The sequence below is a fragment of the Pseudomonas chlororaphis subsp. chlororaphis genome, from assembly GCF_003945765.1.
GTDB classification, from domain to species: Bacteria; Pseudomonadota; Gammaproteobacteria; order Pseudomonadales; family Pseudomonadaceae; genus Aquipseudomonas; species Aquipseudomonas chlororaphis.
On the sequence record NZ_CP027712.1, the window covers coordinates 1,801,970 to 1,817,564 of the forward strand.

At 63.9% G+C, this 15,595-nt stretch carries 11 protein-coding genes; all 11 read left to right on the forward strand.

Annotation, left to right across the window (positions count from 1 at the left end):
* The first annotated feature begins 11 nt into the window (after positions 1-11).
* The 11 genes from C4K27_RS08200 (at position 12) to C4K27_RS08250 (ending at position 15,592) form a co-directional block, all read left to right on the forward strand.
* Complete coding sequence (locus C4K27_RS08200; protein ID WP_080748366.1) at positions 12-1,100, forward strand: flagellar basal body P-ring protein FlgI; 1,089 nt, start codon at positions 12-14, stop codon at positions 1,098-1,100.
* A 10-nt stretch (positions 1,101-1,110) separates the two neighbouring features.
* Positions 1,111-2,391, forward strand: a complete 1,281-nt coding sequence (gene flgJ, locus C4K27_RS08205) for a flagellar assembly peptidoglycan hydrolase FlgJ (RefSeq protein WP_053260099.1) — start codon at positions 1,111-1,113, stop codon at positions 2,389-2,391.
* Positions 2,392-2,401: 10 nt separating this feature from the next.
* Entirely contained in the window at positions 2,402-4,453 is a 2,052-nt protein-coding gene (gene flgK, locus C4K27_RS08210) for a flagellar hook-associated protein FlgK (RefSeq protein WP_053260100.1), read from the forward strand.
* Between the two features lie 13 nt (positions 4,454-4,466).
* Complete coding sequence (locus tag C4K27_RS08215) at positions 4,467-6,041, forward strand: flagellar hook-associated protein 3 (RefSeq protein WP_053260101.1); 1,575 nt, start codon at positions 4,467-4,469, stop codon at positions 6,039-6,041.
* A 120-nt stretch (positions 6,042-6,161) separates the two neighbouring features.
* Positions 6,162-9,734, forward strand: coding sequence for a glycosyltransferase (locus C4K27_RS08220; protein ID WP_053260102.1), 3,573 nt, complete (start codon positions 6,162-6,164; stop codon positions 9,732-9,734).
* 317 nt (positions 9,735-10,051) lie between these two features.
* A complete protein-coding gene (gene rfbF, locus C4K27_RS08225) occupies positions 10,052-10,825 on the forward strand; it encodes a glucose-1-phosphate cytidylyltransferase (RefSeq protein ID WP_053260103.1) in 774 nt (257 codons plus the stop codon).
* Positions 10,807-11,889: a CDP-glucose 4,6-dehydratase gene (rfbG, locus tag C4K27_RS08230; RefSeq protein ID WP_053260104.1), complete on the forward strand. Its 1,083-nt coding sequence runs from the start codon at positions 10,807-10,809 to the stop codon at positions 11,887-11,889. Before rfbF ends, rfbG begins: the two co-directional genes overlap by 19 nt.
* Positions 11,886-12,446 carry a dTDP-4-dehydrorhamnose 3,5-epimerase family protein gene (locus C4K27_RS08235; protein ID WP_053260105.1) on the forward strand — a complete coding sequence of 187 codons (561 nt, stop codon included), beginning with the start codon at positions 11,886-11,888 and terminating at the stop codon, positions 12,444-12,446. Before rfbG ends, C4K27_RS08235 begins: the two co-directional genes overlap by 4 nt.
* Positions 12,443-13,669 (forward strand): class I SAM-dependent methyltransferase, encoded by a 1,227-nt coding sequence (locus tag C4K27_RS08240; protein WP_053260106.1) that lies wholly within the window; start codon positions 12,443-12,445, stop codon positions 13,667-13,669. The genes C4K27_RS08235 and C4K27_RS08240 overlap by 4 nt, the downstream gene beginning before the upstream one ends.
* A gap of 5 nt (positions 13,670-13,674) precedes the next feature.
* Complete coding sequence (locus C4K27_RS08245) at positions 13,675-14,532, forward strand: NAD-dependent epimerase/dehydratase family protein (protein ID WP_173613339.1); 858 nt, start codon at positions 13,675-13,677, stop codon at positions 14,530-14,532.
* Entirely contained in the window at positions 14,522-15,592 is a 1,071-nt protein-coding gene (locus C4K27_RS08250) for a class I SAM-dependent methyltransferase (protein WP_053260108.1), read from the forward strand. The genes C4K27_RS08245 and C4K27_RS08250 overlap by 11 nt, the downstream gene beginning before the upstream one ends.
* Positions 15,593-15,595: the final 3 nt, after the last annotated feature.

The following is a 15,595-nucleotide window of genomic DNA, read 5'->3' on the forward strand; positions in this document are numbered from 1 at the left end:
TCAAACGCCTCATGCTGGCCGCGCTGTTGCTTTCGGCGGCCTGCCACGCTCAAGCCGAACGGCTGAAGGACATCGCCAGCATTTCCGGCGTGCGTTCCAACCAGTTGATCGGCTACGGCCTGGTGGTCGGGCTTAATGGCACCGGCGACCAGACGACCCAGACACCCTTCACCCTGCAGACCTTCAACAACATGCTGTCGCAGTTCGGCATCAAGGTGCCGCCGGGTTCCGGCAACGTGCAGTTGAAGAACGTCGCGGCGGTATCGGTGAGCGCCGATCTGCCAGCGTTCGCCAAGCCGGGGCAGCAGGTGGATATCACCGTGTCCTCCATCGGCAACTCCAAGAGCCTGCGTGGTGGCACCTTGCTGCTGACGCCACTCAAGGGGATCGACGGCAACGTCTACGCCATCGCCCAGGGCAACCTGGTGGTGGGCGGTTTCGACGCCGAGGGGCGTGACGGTTCGAAGATCACGGTCAACGTTCCGTCGGCCGGTCGCATCCCTGGCGGTGCCTCGGTGGAGCGCGCGGTACCGAGCGGTTTCAACCAGGGCAACAGCCTGACCCTGAACCTCAACCGTTCCGACTTCACCACCGCCAAGCGCATCGTCGACAAGATCAACGACATGCTCGGCCCGGGCGTGGCCCAGGCTATCGACGGCGGTTCGATCCGCGTCACCGCGCCGCTCGATCCGAGCCAGCGCGTCGACTATCTGTCGATCCTCGAGAACCTGGAAATCGATCCGGGGCAGGCGGTGGCCAAGGTCATCATCAACTCGCGCACCGGCACTATCGTCATCGGCCAGAACGTCAAGGTGTCGCCAGCCGCCGTGACTCACGGCAGCCTTACCGTGACCATCACCGAAGACCCGATCGTCAGCCAGCCTGGACCGCTGTCCAATGGCCAGACCGCGGTCGTGCCACGCTCGCGGGTCAACGCCGAACAGGAAGCCAAGCCGATGTTCAAGTTCGGCCCGGGCACCACCCTCGACGAGATCGTGCGTGCGGTGAATCAGGTCGGCGCGGCACCGGGCGACCTGATGGCGATCCTCGAAGCCTTGAAACAGGCCGGCGCGCTGCAAGCCGACCTGATCGTGATTTGAGGTAGGGGCCATGGATATTCGCAAGAGCGGTCTGGTCAGCAGCGGCGATTCGGGTTCCTACTCGGACCTCAACCGGCTTAACCAGCTCAAGGTCGGCGACAAGAACAGCGACGCCAACATGCGCAAGGTGGCGCAGGAGTTCGAGTCGCTGTTCCTCAACGAAATGCTCAAGTCCATGCGCTCGGCCACCGAAGCGCTGGGCAAGGACAACCCGCTCAATACCCCGGCGGCCAAGCAATACCAGGAAATGTACGACCAGCAACTGGCGGTTTCCATGTCCCGCGAGGGCGGTGGCATCGGCCTGGCCGATGTGCTGATGCGCCAGATGTCGAAGAACAAATCTACTAATCCTGCCGCGGCGGCGACCCTGCCCGGCGCCCAGGCTGAAAAGGTCGCGCTGACTGAAAAGGTCGCGACGCCAACCGCCATCGCTGCCGGCACCACCGCTTTGGGCGGGCCATTGTCGCGGGTCAATGGTCAGCGTCCGTTGTGGGCGTCTCGTGCGCTGGAACCGCAGCGCGCCGCCGACAGCGGTACCCATAACGATATGGCGCTGCTCAACCAGCGGCGTATTTCCCTGCCGAGCAAGCTGACCGATCGCCTGCTGGCGGGTATCGTGCCGTCGGCCGACAGTGCCGTAGCCAACAGGACGGCCTTGCCGGAACGCACCACGGCCGCTACCGACGCGCTGGTCAAGAACAGCTCGCGCAGCTTTGCCGCGGTGCCCCACGGACGCATGCAGATCTACGGTCGCGCCGTGGCCCAGCCACCGTTGGCGCCGGCGAAGAAAGCCTTCAGCTCGGCGGACGAATTCGTCGCCACCATGCTGCCGATGGCGCAGCAGGCCGCCGACCGCATCGGTGTCGATCCGCGCTACCTGGTGGCCCAGGCCGCACTGGAAACCGGCTGGGGCAAATCGGTGATGCGCCAGCAGGACGGCAGCAGCAGCCACAACCTGTTCGGCATCAAGGCCGGCAGCAGTTGGAAGGGCGACCAGGCGCGGGCGATCACCAGCGAATTCAGAAATGGCCAGATGGTCAAGGAGACGGCCGAGTTCCGTTCCTATGCCTCGTATCAGGACAGCTTCCACGACCTGGTGACCTTGTTGCAGAGCAACAATCGCTATCAAGAAGTGCTGAAGTCGGCCGATAACCCCGAACAGTTTGTACGCGAGTTGCAAAAGGCCGGGTATGCAACCGACCCGGACTACGCAAGCAAGATTTCGCAGATTGCCAAGCAGATGAAGAGCTACGAGAACTACGCTGCGGCGGGCGCTTCCACGAATTTATAAGGTCTGAATCATGAGTTTGCTCAATATCGGGATGTCGGGGCTGTCAGCCAGCCAAACGTCGTTGATGACCACGGGTAATAACATCGCCAACGCCGATACCGCCGGTTATTCGCGCCAGCAGACCGTGCAGGGCAGCAAGGCATCGAACCAGTACGGCAATGTCTTCATCGGCAGCGGTACCACCTTGGCCGACGTGCGCCGGGTGTACAACAGCTACCTGGACGCCCAGCTGCAGACCACCACCTCGCTGAACAGCGATGCCGCTGCCTATCTGGGGCAGATCACCCCGGTGGACAAGCTGCTGTCGGACAGCGGCACCGGCATCACCGGCGCGCTGACCAAATTCTTTGCCTCGATGCAGAACGTCAACGCCAAGCCGGCCGACGATGCCTCGCGCCAATTGCTGCTCAGCGACGCGCAAGCCCTGAGCAACCGCTTCAATTCCGTTTCCAGCCAGTTGAACGAGCAGAACGCCAACATCAACGGCAACCTGAGTAGCATGGCTGACCAGGTCAACAAGCTGGCGGCCACTGTCGCCCAGCTGAACCAGAAGATTTCCGAAGTCTCCAGTGGCGGTGGCATGCCCAACGACCTGCTCGACGCGCGCAACGAGACGCTGCGCCAGCTGTCGCAGTTCGTCAAAGTGGATGTCTCGGAGCGCGGCTCGAGCGTCGACCTGTACCTGGGCAGCGGCCAGCCGCTGGTCGTGGGTAACACCACCAGCAAACTGGAAGTGGTCCCCGGAAAGACCGACCCGACCCGTTCCTCGCTGCAGCTCAATCGCGGCTCGAGCACTATCGATGTGACCTCGGTGGTCACCGGTGGCGAGATCGGCGGCCTGTTGCGCTATCGCAACGAGGTGCTGGACCCGGCGATGAACGAACTGGGGCGCGTGGCCCTGGTGATCGCCGACCAGGTCAACAGCCAGCTCGGACAGGGCATCGACAAGAACGGCGAGTTCGGCGCGGCACTGTTCAACAACATCAACAGTGCGGCCCTGATCAGCCAGCGCAGCATTGCCAATGGCAACAACAGCGCCGGTTCGGGCAACCTCGACGTGACCATCAAGGACACCGGCAAGCTGACCATCAGCGACTACCAGGTGACCTTCACCAGCGCCACCGACTACACGGTCAAGCGCTCCGACGGCACCAGCCTGGGCGCGTTCAGCACCACCACCACGCCGCCACCGGTGATCGACGGTTTCACCCTGAGCCTCAACGGCGGGGCGATGAGCGCCGGCGACAGTTTCAAGATCACCCCGACCCGTAACGCGGCGACCACGATCAAGACCGAGCTGACCGACGCCAAGCGCCTGGCCATCGCCGCGCCGCTGAATGCCGAGGTACTGCCGGGGGCCACCGGTTCGCTGAGTATTCCGGGCCTGCCGACAGTCAAGCCGGCGCTGGATATCTACAACTCGGCCGCCAAAACCGAGATGCAGACCGCGATCAAGAATTCGGTACCGGTCAAGCTGGTCTTCGACGCCCCCGCGGGCGGCAGCCAGGGCTACAAATACTACGATGCCAAGGGCACGTTGATGGGCACCGGTTCGATCGTCCCGGGGCAGAACAACACCCTGAACCTGCAGATCAAGATGGTCGATGCCAGCGGCAACCCGATCACCGACGGCGGCACACCGCCGGTGCAGAAAACCTTCACCGTGGAAATGAGCGTCGCTGGTTCGCCGAAGGAAGGCGAAGGGCTGAACATCAAGTTCAACGGTGCCGGTTCCACCGATAACCGCAACGGCACCGCGCTGGCGGGCCTGCAGAGCAAGCAGACGGTGGATACCGGTTCGGCCAGCAAGGGCATCACCCTGGTCGACGCCTACGGCAAGCTGGTGGAGAACGTCGGTGCCAAGGCCAGCCAGGGCAAGCTCGACAGCGCGGCCACCGAGACGATCCTGGCCAACGCCAAGGGCGCGCGGGATTCGTTGTCCGGGGTCGACCTGGATCAAGAGACCGGCAACCTGGTCAAGTACCAGCAGTACTACACCGCGTCCTCGCAGATCATCAAGGCGGCGCAGGAAACCTTCGCCACCCTGATCAACAGCCTTTAAGGAGTCGTAGTCCATGCGTATTTCCACCGCCCAGTTTTACGAGTCCTCGGCTGCCAACTACCAGAAGAACTTCGCCAATGCGGTCAAGAGCAGCGAAGAGGCTAGCAGCCTGATTCGCGTCAACACCGCGGCCGATGATCCGGTAGGCGCCTCGCGCCTGCTGCAACTGGGCCAGCAGGCTTCGCTGCTGAGTCAGTATTCGGCCAACACCACCTCGATCAAAGCGTCCCTGGGCCAGGCCGAATCGGCCCTGACCAGTATCACCAACGTTCTGGCGCGTGCCCAGGAACTGGCGAGCGGAGCCGGCAACGCCGGTTACACCGACGCCGACCGCAAGGCCAACGCCGCCGAACTGGCGCAGATCGAAGAGCAGTTGCTGAGCTTGATGAACACCCAGGACGAAAACGGCAAGTACATCTTTGCCGGTTCCCAGGGCGACACCGTGCCGTTCACCCGCAACTCCGACGGCACCTACAGCTACAATGGCGACCAGACCACGCTGAACCTGCCGGTGGGCGACACCATGTCCATGGCCACCAATACCACCGGCTGGGCCGCCTTCCAGCAAGCCATCAATACCAGCCGCAGCCAGGTCAGCATGACCGCGCCGGCGGTGGATGATGGCCGGGTGACGCTGTCCAACGGCCAGGTGTCTTCGAATCCGAAGTACAACAGTGAGTTCCGCAGCGGCGAGCCATACACCATCAGCTTCCTCAGCAGCACTCAGTTCAAGATCACCGACAGCGCCGGCAACGACGTGACGTCCGAGGCCAGCCAGAATGGCTCCTTCTCCTCCAGCAAGGGCGCCGAGGCACAGACCGTCAGTTTCCGCGGCGTCGATCTGCGCCTGAGCATCAACCTGAAACCTGGCGATGCCACCCCCCCGAACACGGAGATCGCCGGTCACAGCTTCACCCTGGCGGCCAAGCCTGACTCCTTCAACGTTTCGCGCAGCCCGGGCAACCCGTCGACCGCAGTCGTGACCGGTGCCAGCGTCAGCAACAGCAACGCCTACAACGCCAGCTTCCCGAGCGGTGGTGCGATCCTCAAGTTCACCAGCGCCACCGACTACGAGCTGTATGCATCGCCGTTGACCGCCGACAGCAAGCCGGTTTCCACCGGCACCATGGCCGGCTCCACTGCCACGGCGTCTGGCGTGGGCTTCACCTTCAGCGGTACGCCAGCGGCGGGCGACCAGTATGTGGTGGCGGTCAACAACCACCAGACCCAGAACGTCCTCGACACCATCAGCCAACTGCGTACGGTGCTGGATACACCGACCAACGGTGATCCGATCGCCATCCAGAAACTCAACGCGGGGTTGCAGGCGGGGATGGCCAACCTGGCCAGCGGTGCCAACCAGGTGGCGAGTGCGGTCAGTGATATCGGTGGTCGTGGGTCGGCGCTGGAGATTCAGAACGAAACCAATATGAGCCTGAGCGCCGCCAATACCCAGACCCAGTCGGCAATCCGCGATTCCGACCCGGCCGAGGTGATGACCCGCCTGACCCTGCAACAGACCATGCTGCAAGCCTCGCAACTGGCCTTCAGCAAGATTGCCCAACTGGGCCTGTTCAACAAGGTCTGAGCCTGAGCCCGGTCGCGCTCCTGTGAGCGCGGCCGCACCGCCGAGCCGTCAACCGTCTTCATTAAGCGGTTCCGCGGCCCGCCTGACCAGGCCGGGCCCGCCGCTCGAGAGTTTCCCGTCGTGAATCAACGCCCGCTAGTCAGCATCGTCATCCCTGCCTTCAATCCGCGCTTCTTCAGCCAGGCGTTCGAGAGTGCGCTGGCCCAGACCTGGGAACGGGTCGAAATCGTCATCTGCGACGACTCGGCCGGTGATGAGATCCGTCAGGCGGTGGACGCCATCGCCGAGCCGCCCCATCCGGTGCGTTATCTGCGCAACCCACGGCGCCTGGGTATGCAGAAGAACCTGATGCGTTGTGTCGAAGAGGCGCGGGGCGAACTGATCAAGATCCTCTGTGACGACGACCGCCTGTTTGCTCCCAGCATTGCCATGCAGGCCCAGGTGCTGGTCGAGCACCCCGAGATCAATCTGGTCTGCGCCCTGCGCATGATGAGCGACGCCAGCAACTTCATTCTGCCGCCGCGGGTCGAGAACGCCCGGCTGTCGCCGAACGACGCCATGCTCAAGGGCGACGACATGCTGGCGATCCTTGAGAGCACGCCGCGCAACTTCCTCGGTAATTTCAGTTCGACCCTGATGCGCCGCGCCGATGTGCTCGAGCTGCTGCCAGCCTTGACGCAGGAGGGCGCGGGGTTTGTCGCGCTGCTGGACCTGGCGCTGTTCGTGTGCCTGATGCGCCGCGGCAACCTGGCGCTGCTCAACACCGTGCTGAGTACCGAGCGTCTGTATCCGGAGCGCTTGAGCAAGCAGCCGGAAATGCAGCGGGCGGAGAAGCTCGAATGGGACTGGCTGGCGCAGATGCTCGCCGCGCGCAGCGGCGAGTCGGCCCCGGCCTCGGGCTGGGTGCGTTGTGTCGACCTGGCAAAAATGTCCGAGCCATCCTGGCAGTGGGACGAGCTCTGCGTGAGCCGTGTGCTCGGCAACCGCAATACGGTGGTCAGTGGTCGGGTCGGCGGCGAGAGCGAAAGCTACGCCGAGTTCTACCAGGAGTGGCTGGCCATCCGGCGTTTCAGCGAGACCGAGAAGCGCCACTTGCCGCAGCGCATCGCCAGCTGGCCGATGCGGCCGCAGATCGTGCCCATCGTGATCGACCTGGACGCCGATGGCATGGCTCTGGAGTCGACCCTGCAGAGCCTGGGGCAGCAGTTGTATGCGCCGCAGGCGATCCTGGTCCTGTCCAATGCCGAATGCACGGAGCACGAACGCGTGCTGCAACTGCCGCTGGAAATGCAGTGGCCGCAGCAGCTCAATGCGCTGGTGCCGCAGCTGGAAGGTTGCCACTGGTTTTACCTGCTGCGCGCCGGCGACATCCTCCAGGAATCGGCGCTGCTGATCCTCGCCGAACGTATCGCCGCGACGCCGGGCGCGCTGTGCATCTACAGCGATGAAGGTGCGCGGATCGAGGGCGAGTCCAGCGACCCGGTGTTCAAGCCCGACTTCAACCTGGACCTGATGCGCGGTTACCCCTATGTCGGCCGGACGCTGGCGTTCGAGCGCCAGCGCTTTATGGCCCTGGGCGGTTTCGATCCGGCCTTCGGCGAGCTGGCCCCTCATGACGTGCTGTGGCGCCTGGTGGAAGAGGCAGGTCCGCAGACCATCGAACACATTGCCGAGATCCAGGTCGAGAGCCCGCTCAATTTCGCCGACTGGCTGTCGCTGCCCGAAGTGATCGAGGGCAATGCCGGCCTGGTCGGTGCGCATCTGGACAGGATTGGCGTCGAGCATCGGATTCGTCATGACGAATTGCCGCTGCTCAACCGCATCGACTACCTGTTCCCGCAGCGGCCGCTGGTGTCGATCATCATTCAGGCCGGCGATTCGCTGGTGGCCTTGCAGCGCTGCACCGAGAGCCTGATCGAAAAGACCGCCTACAGCCATTACGAGATCCTGATCGTCGACAGCGGCAGCCGCGACCCGGCCATGGCCGGCTGGCTGCAAGCCATGGCGCAACTGGGCGCCGACATGTTGCGAGTGGTGCCGTTTGCCGGCAGCGCTAGCGATGCGGCGCTGCGCAATTACGCGGCGCAACAGGCGCGCGGTGAGTACCTGCTGTTGCTCAGCGCCAATGCGCTGATCTGCTCCGGCGACTGGCTGGACGAGCTGCTCAATCACGCCCAGCGGCCGGAAGTGGGCGTGGTGGGCGCGCGATTGCTCGGTCTGGACGGCTCGATCATGCACGCCGGGCTGGTCCTCGGCCTGGCCGGTGCCGCCAGCTCACCGTTCTCCGGCGAGGCCGCCAGTGCTCGCGGTTACATGCAGCGCTTGCAGGTGCCGCAGAGCTGGAGCGCGGTCAGCGGCGATTGCCTGCTGGTGCGCAAGGAAGTCTTCGACAGTGTCGGCCAGCTGGATGAGGTCAACTATTCCCAGGTCTTGGGTGATGTCGACCTGTGCCTGCGGATCAGTCGCGACGGTTACCTGGTGGTCTGGACGCCCTATGCCAGCTTGATGCTGGCGCCCGCCGAGCAGGCACCGCAAGAGCCTGGAGCCCTGGAGCGACAGGAGCGCGAGCACGACACCTTCTATCGCTGCTGGATGCCCCTGGTCGCGCGCGATCCGGCCTACAACCCGGCCCTGAGCCTGGGGTATTCCAGCTTCAGCCTGGAGGTGGGGCTGCGCAACAACTGGAACCCGTTCTCGACCCGCGCCTTGCCACTGGTGCTCGGTTTGCCGGTAACCAAAACGGCAGTGGGCCATTACCGGGTGACCGCGCCCCTCATGGCGCTGGAAGAGGAAGGGCGGGTGCTCGGTCGGTTCGCCTATGAGTCCCCGTCGAGCGTGGAGATTGAGCGCCTGTCCCCCGATTCGATCATCCTGCAATGTCGCTACAGCGGCGGCGCGGAGAGCGATATCCAGCGTATGAAAAACTACTCCAGTGCCCTGAGGGTATTCGAGCTGGACGACTATGTGATCAGCGCGCCGAAGAAAAACTCCCATGCACGCAACACGCCGGTCAATACCGAAGAAATGCTGCGCCAGAGCATTGCTCTGTGTGATCGGGTAGTGGTCACCACGCAACCGCTGGCTGATGCGCTGTCGAGCATGCACAGCGATATCCGGATCGTGCCGAACATGTTGCCGGTCGATCCCTGGGGCAGTCTGACCAGTCGCCGCGGTACCTCGAGCAAGCCACGAGTAGGCTGGGGCGGCGGCACCAGCCACACCGGCGACCTGGAAATCATTGTCGATGTGGTGCGTGAGTTGGCCAATGAAGTCGAGTGGGTGTTCTTCGGCATGTGTCCGGACCAGCTGCGGCCTTATGTCCATGAGTTCCACTCTGTCATCAGCCTGCAGGCCTATCCGTTCAAGCTGGCCAGCCTCAACCTCGACCTGGCCCTGGCGCCGCTGGAATTCCATATCTTCAACGACTGCAAGAGCAACCTGCGCCTGCTGGAATACGGCGCCTGCGGTTATCCGGTGATCTGCACCGACACCGAGGCCTATCGTGGCTACCTGCCGTGTACCAAGGTCGTGAGCAACAGCACCCAGGAGTGGATCGAGGCGATCCGCATGCACCTGGCCGACCCCGACGCCAGCTACCGCATGGGCGATGCGCTGCGCGAGGAAGTCCTGCGCGACTACATGCTGCGGGGCAACAACCTGAATCTGTGGATGCAGGGGTGGTTGCCGGATTGATCCGAGGCGGGAACTAAACAAGCCAGGCTTTCGATGCCTGGCTTTTTTATGGCGGCGATCCAGTGGAGGGTGCGCCGGTTTTCTCGCTGCTGAAGGCGATCCTTGTGGCGTCGCCTCCCGGGCTCTCCACGGTGCCAGGGCCATGGGCCGGGACCCAGGAGCTGGCGCGTTTCCTGCAAGCCCCCTCGAAATCGCCATAAAACGAGCGCTTGCGTCAAACAGCGAAGCGCCGCCAACGGCACAAGGTTTTATCCAGAAGGCCCGCAAAAAGCTCGGTACAGCTTGGCAGAGCCCTGTGACGAACAAGAGGGGAGACGATGAAGGCAGTTATTTTGGCGGGTGGCCTGGGCACGCGCATCAGCGAAGAGTCCCATCTCAAGCCCAAGCCGATGATCGAGATCGGCGGCAAGCCAATTCTCTGGCACATCATGAAGCAGTACTCCGCCCACGGTATTCACGACTTCGTGATCTGCCTGGGCTACAAGGGGTACGCGATCAAGGATTTCTTCGCCAACTACTTCCTGCACACCTCCGACGTCACCTTCGACATGCGGGAAAACCGCATGGACGTTCACCAGAACTACAGCGAGCCCTGGCGCGTGACCCTGATCGACACCGGTGAGGAAACCATGACCGGCGGCCGTCTGCGCCGGGCCGGGCGCTACCTGGAGAACGAAGAAGCCTTCTGCTTTACCTACGGCGACGGCGTTTCCGATCTGAATATCGGCGCCCTGGTGGACTTCCACCTGGCCCATGGCAAGCACGCGACCGTCACGGCGGTGCAGCCGCCTGGCCGTTACGGCGCCCTGGAGCGCGACGGCGACAGCGTCCTGGGCTTTACCGAAAAGCCCCGCGGTGATGGTGGCTGGATCAATGGCGGCTTTTTCGTGCTGTCACCCAAGGTGTTGCCGCTGCTGACGGCCGACGACACGGTGTGGGAAGCCGAGCCGCTGACCACCCTGGCCCGGCAAGGCCAATTGCATGCCTTCCAGCACGACGGCTTCTGGCATCCGATGGACACCCTGCGTGACAAGAACCACCTGGAGCAGCTCTGGCAGAGCGGGGAGGCCCCATGGAAGCAGTGGGCCTGAGCGCGCAATTCTGGCGTGGCAAGCGGGTTTTGCTGACCGGCCACACCGGTTTCAAGGGCAGTTGGCTGAGCCTGTGGTTGCACAGCCTGGGGGCCGAAGTCAGTGGCTTCTCCCTGGACCCTGCGACCGAGCCGAGCCTGTTCGAGCTGGCGCGGGTCGCCGAGGGTATCAACGACCAGCGCGGCGACCTGCGCGACCTTGGCGCCTTGCTGGAACTGATCGCCGAGACGCAGCCGGAAATCGTCCTGCACCTGGCGGCGCAGCCGCTGGTGCGCGAAGGCTATCGCGACCCGCTGGGTACTTACTCCAGCAACGTGATGGGCACCCTCAACCTGCTGGAAGCGATCCGTCAGGTCGGCGGCGTGCGCGCCTGCGTGCTGGTGACCACCGACAAGGTCTACGCCAATCAGGAATGGCTGTGGCCGTACCGTGAAAACGAAGCCCTGGGCGGGCATGACCCCTACAGCAGCAGCAAGGCGTGCTGCGAGTTGCTGGCGCAGTCCTATGCCGCTTCATTCTTCCCGGCCGAGCGTTATGCCGAGCACGGCCTGGCCCTGGCCACGGCGCGCGCCGGCAACGTGTTGGGCGGCGGCGACTTTGCCCCCGAACGGCTGATCCCCGATGTGCTCAAGGCCTGGTCGGCCGACGAGCCGGTGACCCTGCGCTACCCGCAGGCGGTGCGCCCGTGGCAGCACGCCCTGGAGCCACTGGCCGGCTACCTGCAACTGGCCGCCGGCCTCTACGAACAAGGGCCGCAGTTTGCCGGGGCCTGGAACTTCGGGCCAAGCGAAGCGGACATGTGCAGCGTCGGTGAAGTGGTCGAGTTGCTGGCCGCGCGCTGGCCGGCCGCCCCCGGGCTGCGGATCGAACCGAGCGAGTTGCACGAAGCCGGCCTGTTGCGCCTGGACAGTAGCCGCGCACGCCAACTGCTGGCCTGGCAACCGCGCTGGTCGCTGCAGCAATGCCTGGCACAGACCCTGGACTGGCACCTGGCCTGGCAACGAGGCGACGACATGCGCACTGTGACCCTCGCTCAACTGAACCTGTACCGGGGCGCGCTGTGAGCGAGTTTTCCTTGAAGCAGCTGCCGCTGGCCGGGCTGTTCAGCGTCCAGCACAAGCGCTTCGAAGATCAGCGCGGACATTTCGCCCGGCTGTTCTGCGAAGGCAGTCTGAGTGCATTCGACAGCGAGTTTCATATCCGTCAGATCAATCATTCCTGTACCCGCGAGAAGGGTAGTGTGCGCGGCCTGCATTACCAGAACGCCAATGCGCCGGAAGCCAAGCTGATTACCTGCCTGCGCGGCGAGGTGTGGGATGTGGCGGTGGATCTGCGTCCGGACTCCGAAACCTTTCTGCACTGGCACGCCGAGCACTTGAAGGCCGGCGATGGCCGTAGCCTGCTGATCCCGGCCGGATTCGCCCACGGTTTTCAGACCCTCACCGACGACGCCGAGCTGCTCTACCTGCACAGCGCCGATTACACGCCGGAGCACGAGGGCGGTCTGTCGGTGAACGATCCACGGCTGGCGATTGCCTGGCCGTTGCCTGTCAATAATCTGTCGGCCCGGGATTCCAGCCATCCCGCGCTCGATCAACACTTTGCTGGAGTGCGTCTATGAACTGCCGTGGGTGCGCCGCACCGCTGAGCCTGCCGTTGATCGACCTCGGCACCTCGCCACCGTCCAACGCCTATGTGCATGCCGAGCGTCTTGAACAGGCCGAGCAATGGGTGCCGCTGAAGGTCGCTGTGTGCCAGCAATGCTGGCTGGTACAGACCGAGGATTACACCAGCGCCGAAAGCCTGTTCGATGCCGAGTACGCCTATTTCAGTTCTTTCTCCAGCACTTGGCTGGCCCACGCCGAGCGCTATGTGGCCGAGATGGTCGAGCGCTTTGGCTTGACGGCTGACAGCCGTATGGTGGAAGTCGCCGCCAACGACGGTTACCTGTTGCAGTACGTGGCCGCTCGCGGGATCAAATGCCTGGGCGTCGAGCCGACCCGCAGCACTGCGCAAGCCGCGCGGGAAAAAGGCCTGGAGATTCGTGAGCTGTTCTTCGGTCGCGACACTGCCGCGCAGTTGAAAAGCCAAGGCTGGGCCGCCGACCTGATGGCGGCCAACAATGTGCTGGCCCATGTACCGGATATCAACGATTTCCTCGGCGGTTTCGCGACGCTGCTCAAGCCGACCGGCGTGGCCACCTTCGAATTCCCGCAACTGCTGACGCTGATGGCCGGCGCGCAGTTCGACACGCTCTATCACGAACACTATTCCTATCTGTCCCTGACCGCCGTGCAGGCACTGTGCGAGCGCAACGGACTGGAAGTCTTCGACATCAGCCAGTTGACCACCCATGGTGGTTCGCTACGGGTTTTCGTCCAGCGCAAGGACGGCGAACGCCGCGCCGTGCAACCGGCGGTGCAGCAGCAGTTGCAAACCGAGTTCGACGCGGGCGTGAAGACCCCCGAGTTCTACGCCACGCTGGCACCCGCTGCAGAACGCATCAAGCATGACCTGTTGCGCTTCCTGCTCCAGGCCAAGGCCGAAGGCAAGCGCGTGGTAGGTTACGGCGCCGCGGCCAAGGGCAACACCTTGCTCAATTACGCCGGGGTCAAGCCGGACCTGCTGGCCTGGGTTGCTGACGCCAGCCCGCACAAGCAGGGTAAGTTCCTGCCCGGCAGCCGAATTCCTGTAGTCGCGCCCGAGCGTATCGACAGCGAGCGTCCGGACTATGTACTGGTGCTGCCGTGGAACCTGCTGTCGGAAGTCAGCGAGCAACTGGCCCACGTTCGCCAGTGGGGCGGACGTTTCGTGATCGCCGTGCCCGAGTTGAAGCTGCTGTGAGTGGCCTGAAGGTACTGGTCACCGGGGCCAGCGGGTTTGTCGGCCGGCATCTGGTCGCCGCCTTGCTGGCCCGCGGCTGCCAAGTGCGGGCGCTGGCCCGTGACCCACAAAAGCTGGCCGCCATGCCCTGGGCTGGAGCGGTGGAGCGGGTGGCCGCGGACGTGCATGCCGCCGACACCGATATCGCCGCCCTGGTCGAGGGCGTCGATGCCCTGGCGCACCTGGCCTGGCCGGGGCTGCCGAATTACAAGGCGCTGTTCCACTTCGAGCACAACCTGATGGCCGACTACCGGTTCATCAAGGTCGCGGTCGAAGCGGGCGTGCCCCAGGTCATGATCACCGGCACCTGTTTCGAATACGGTATGCAGAGCGGTCCGCTCGACGAGCAGACGCCGGCGCAGCCGAGCAATCCCTATGGGTTGGCCAAGCACAGCCTGCGGCTGTTCTTGGAAAACCTGCAGCAGCAACTGCCTTTCACCCTGCAATGGGCGCGGCTGTTCTACCTGCATGGCGCCGGGCAGAACCCCAACAGCCTGCTGGCCGCCCTGGACCGGGCGATCGACGCCGGCGATGCGGTGTTCGACATGTCCGCCGGCGAACAGCTGCGCGATTACCTGGCCATCGAAGACGCCGCCGCCAGCCTGGCGGCGTTGCTGCAACGGCGGGATTTTTCCGGGGTGGTCAACTGTTCCAGCGGCCAGCCGATATCGGTTCGTGCGCTGGTCGAGCGACGGGTGCGCGAGCGCGGCTCGATGATCCGCCTGAACCTGGGGCATTACCCCTATCCCGCCCACGAACCCATGGCGTTCTGGGGGGCGAACGAGCGCCTGCAACAACTATTGGGAGCAGAACATGGGGCATGAGTTGTATCGGGTCATGGACCTGCCGGTGCTGCAGAATCGCACCTTCGCCGACGCGCAGAGCGCCAGGGCGTCGGCCTGTGCCGACATGGTGCTGGTGCAGGACGAGGAGAGCGGCCTGATCTTCAACCAGGCCTTCGACCCCGACAAGCTGAGCTACGACAGCGATTACCAGAACGAGCAGGCCCACTCGGCGCAGTTCCAGCGTCACCTGCTGGATGTCGAGGGCATCATCGCCCGGCATTTCAAGGGCCGCGAGCTGATCGAGGTCGGTTGCGGCAAGGGCTATTTCCTTGAGCTGCTGCGTGAGCGGGGCTATCGCATCACTGGCATCGACCCGGCCTACGAAGGCGATAACGCCGATGTGATCAAGGCGCCCTTTACCTCTGGCCTGGGCCTGTCGGCCGATGCCGTGGTGTTGCGCCATGTGCTGGAGCATATTGCCGACCCGCGGGCGTTCCTGGCACAGATGGCCGAGGCCAACCAGGGCGGGCGGATCTACATCGAAGTGCCGTGCTTCGACTGGATCGTCGAGCATCGCGCCTGGTTCGATGTGTTCTACGAGCACGTCAACTACTTCCGCCTGGACGACCTGCGGCGGATGTTCGGCACCGTGCACGAAGCCGGCCACCTGTTCGGCGGCCAGTACCTGTACGTGGTGGCCGACCTCGGCACCTTGCGCGAGCCTGGCAAGACACCGGTCGAGCGCCTCGAGATGCCACTGGATTTCACCGCCAGCCTTGAGCGCGCCAAGCAGATCATCCAGGCCCAACCCGAGGCGGGCTCGGCGATCTGGGGCGCGTCTTCCAAGGGTGTGATCTATTCGTTGTTCCTGCAGCGCGCGGGCATTTCGGTGGACCAGGTGGTGGATATCAATCCGGCCAAGCAGGGCCGTTATCTGCCCCTGAGCGGCGCCCGTGTGTCATCCCCCGAAGAGGTCATGGCGACCTTGCCCGAGGGCGCCCACCTGTTTGTGATGAATTCCAACTATCTCGACGAAATCAAGCGCATGACCGATGGGCGTTATGTCTATCACGCAGTCGACAGCGCTTCGTTCAAATGACGT

Bases quoted from the DNA above. Each gene is read 5' to 3' on its own strand.
- C4K27_RS08200 (WP_080748366.1), top strand. From the start codon at position 12: ATGCTGGCCGCGCTGTTGCTTTCGGCGGCCTGCCACGCTCAAGCCGAA.
- flgJ (WP_053260099.1), top strand. From the start codon at position 1,111: ATGGATATTCGCAAGAGCGGTCTGGTCAGCAGCGGCGATTCGGGTTCC.
- flgK (WP_053260100.1), top strand. From the start codon at position 2,402: ATGAGTTTGCTCAATATCGGGATGTCGGGGCTGTCAGCCAGCCAAACG.
- C4K27_RS08215 (WP_053260101.1), top strand. From the start codon at position 4,467: ATGCGTATTTCCACCGCCCAGTTTTACGAGTCCTCGGCTGCCAACTAC.
- rfbF (WP_053260103.1), top strand. From the start codon at position 10,052: ATGAAGGCAGTTATTTTGGCGGGTGGCCTGGGCACGCGCATCAGCGAA.
- rfbG (WP_053260104.1), top strand. From the start codon at position 10,807: ATGGAAGCAGTGGGCCTGAGCGCGCAATTCTGGCGTGGCAAGCGGGTT.
- C4K27_RS08240 (WP_053260106.1), top strand. From the start codon at position 12,443: ATGAACTGCCGTGGGTGCGCCGCACCGCTGAGCCTGCCGTTGATCGAC.
- C4K27_RS08250 (WP_053260108.1), top strand. From the start codon at position 14,522: ATGGGGCATGAGTTGTATCGGGTCATGGACCTGCCGGTGCTGCAGAAT.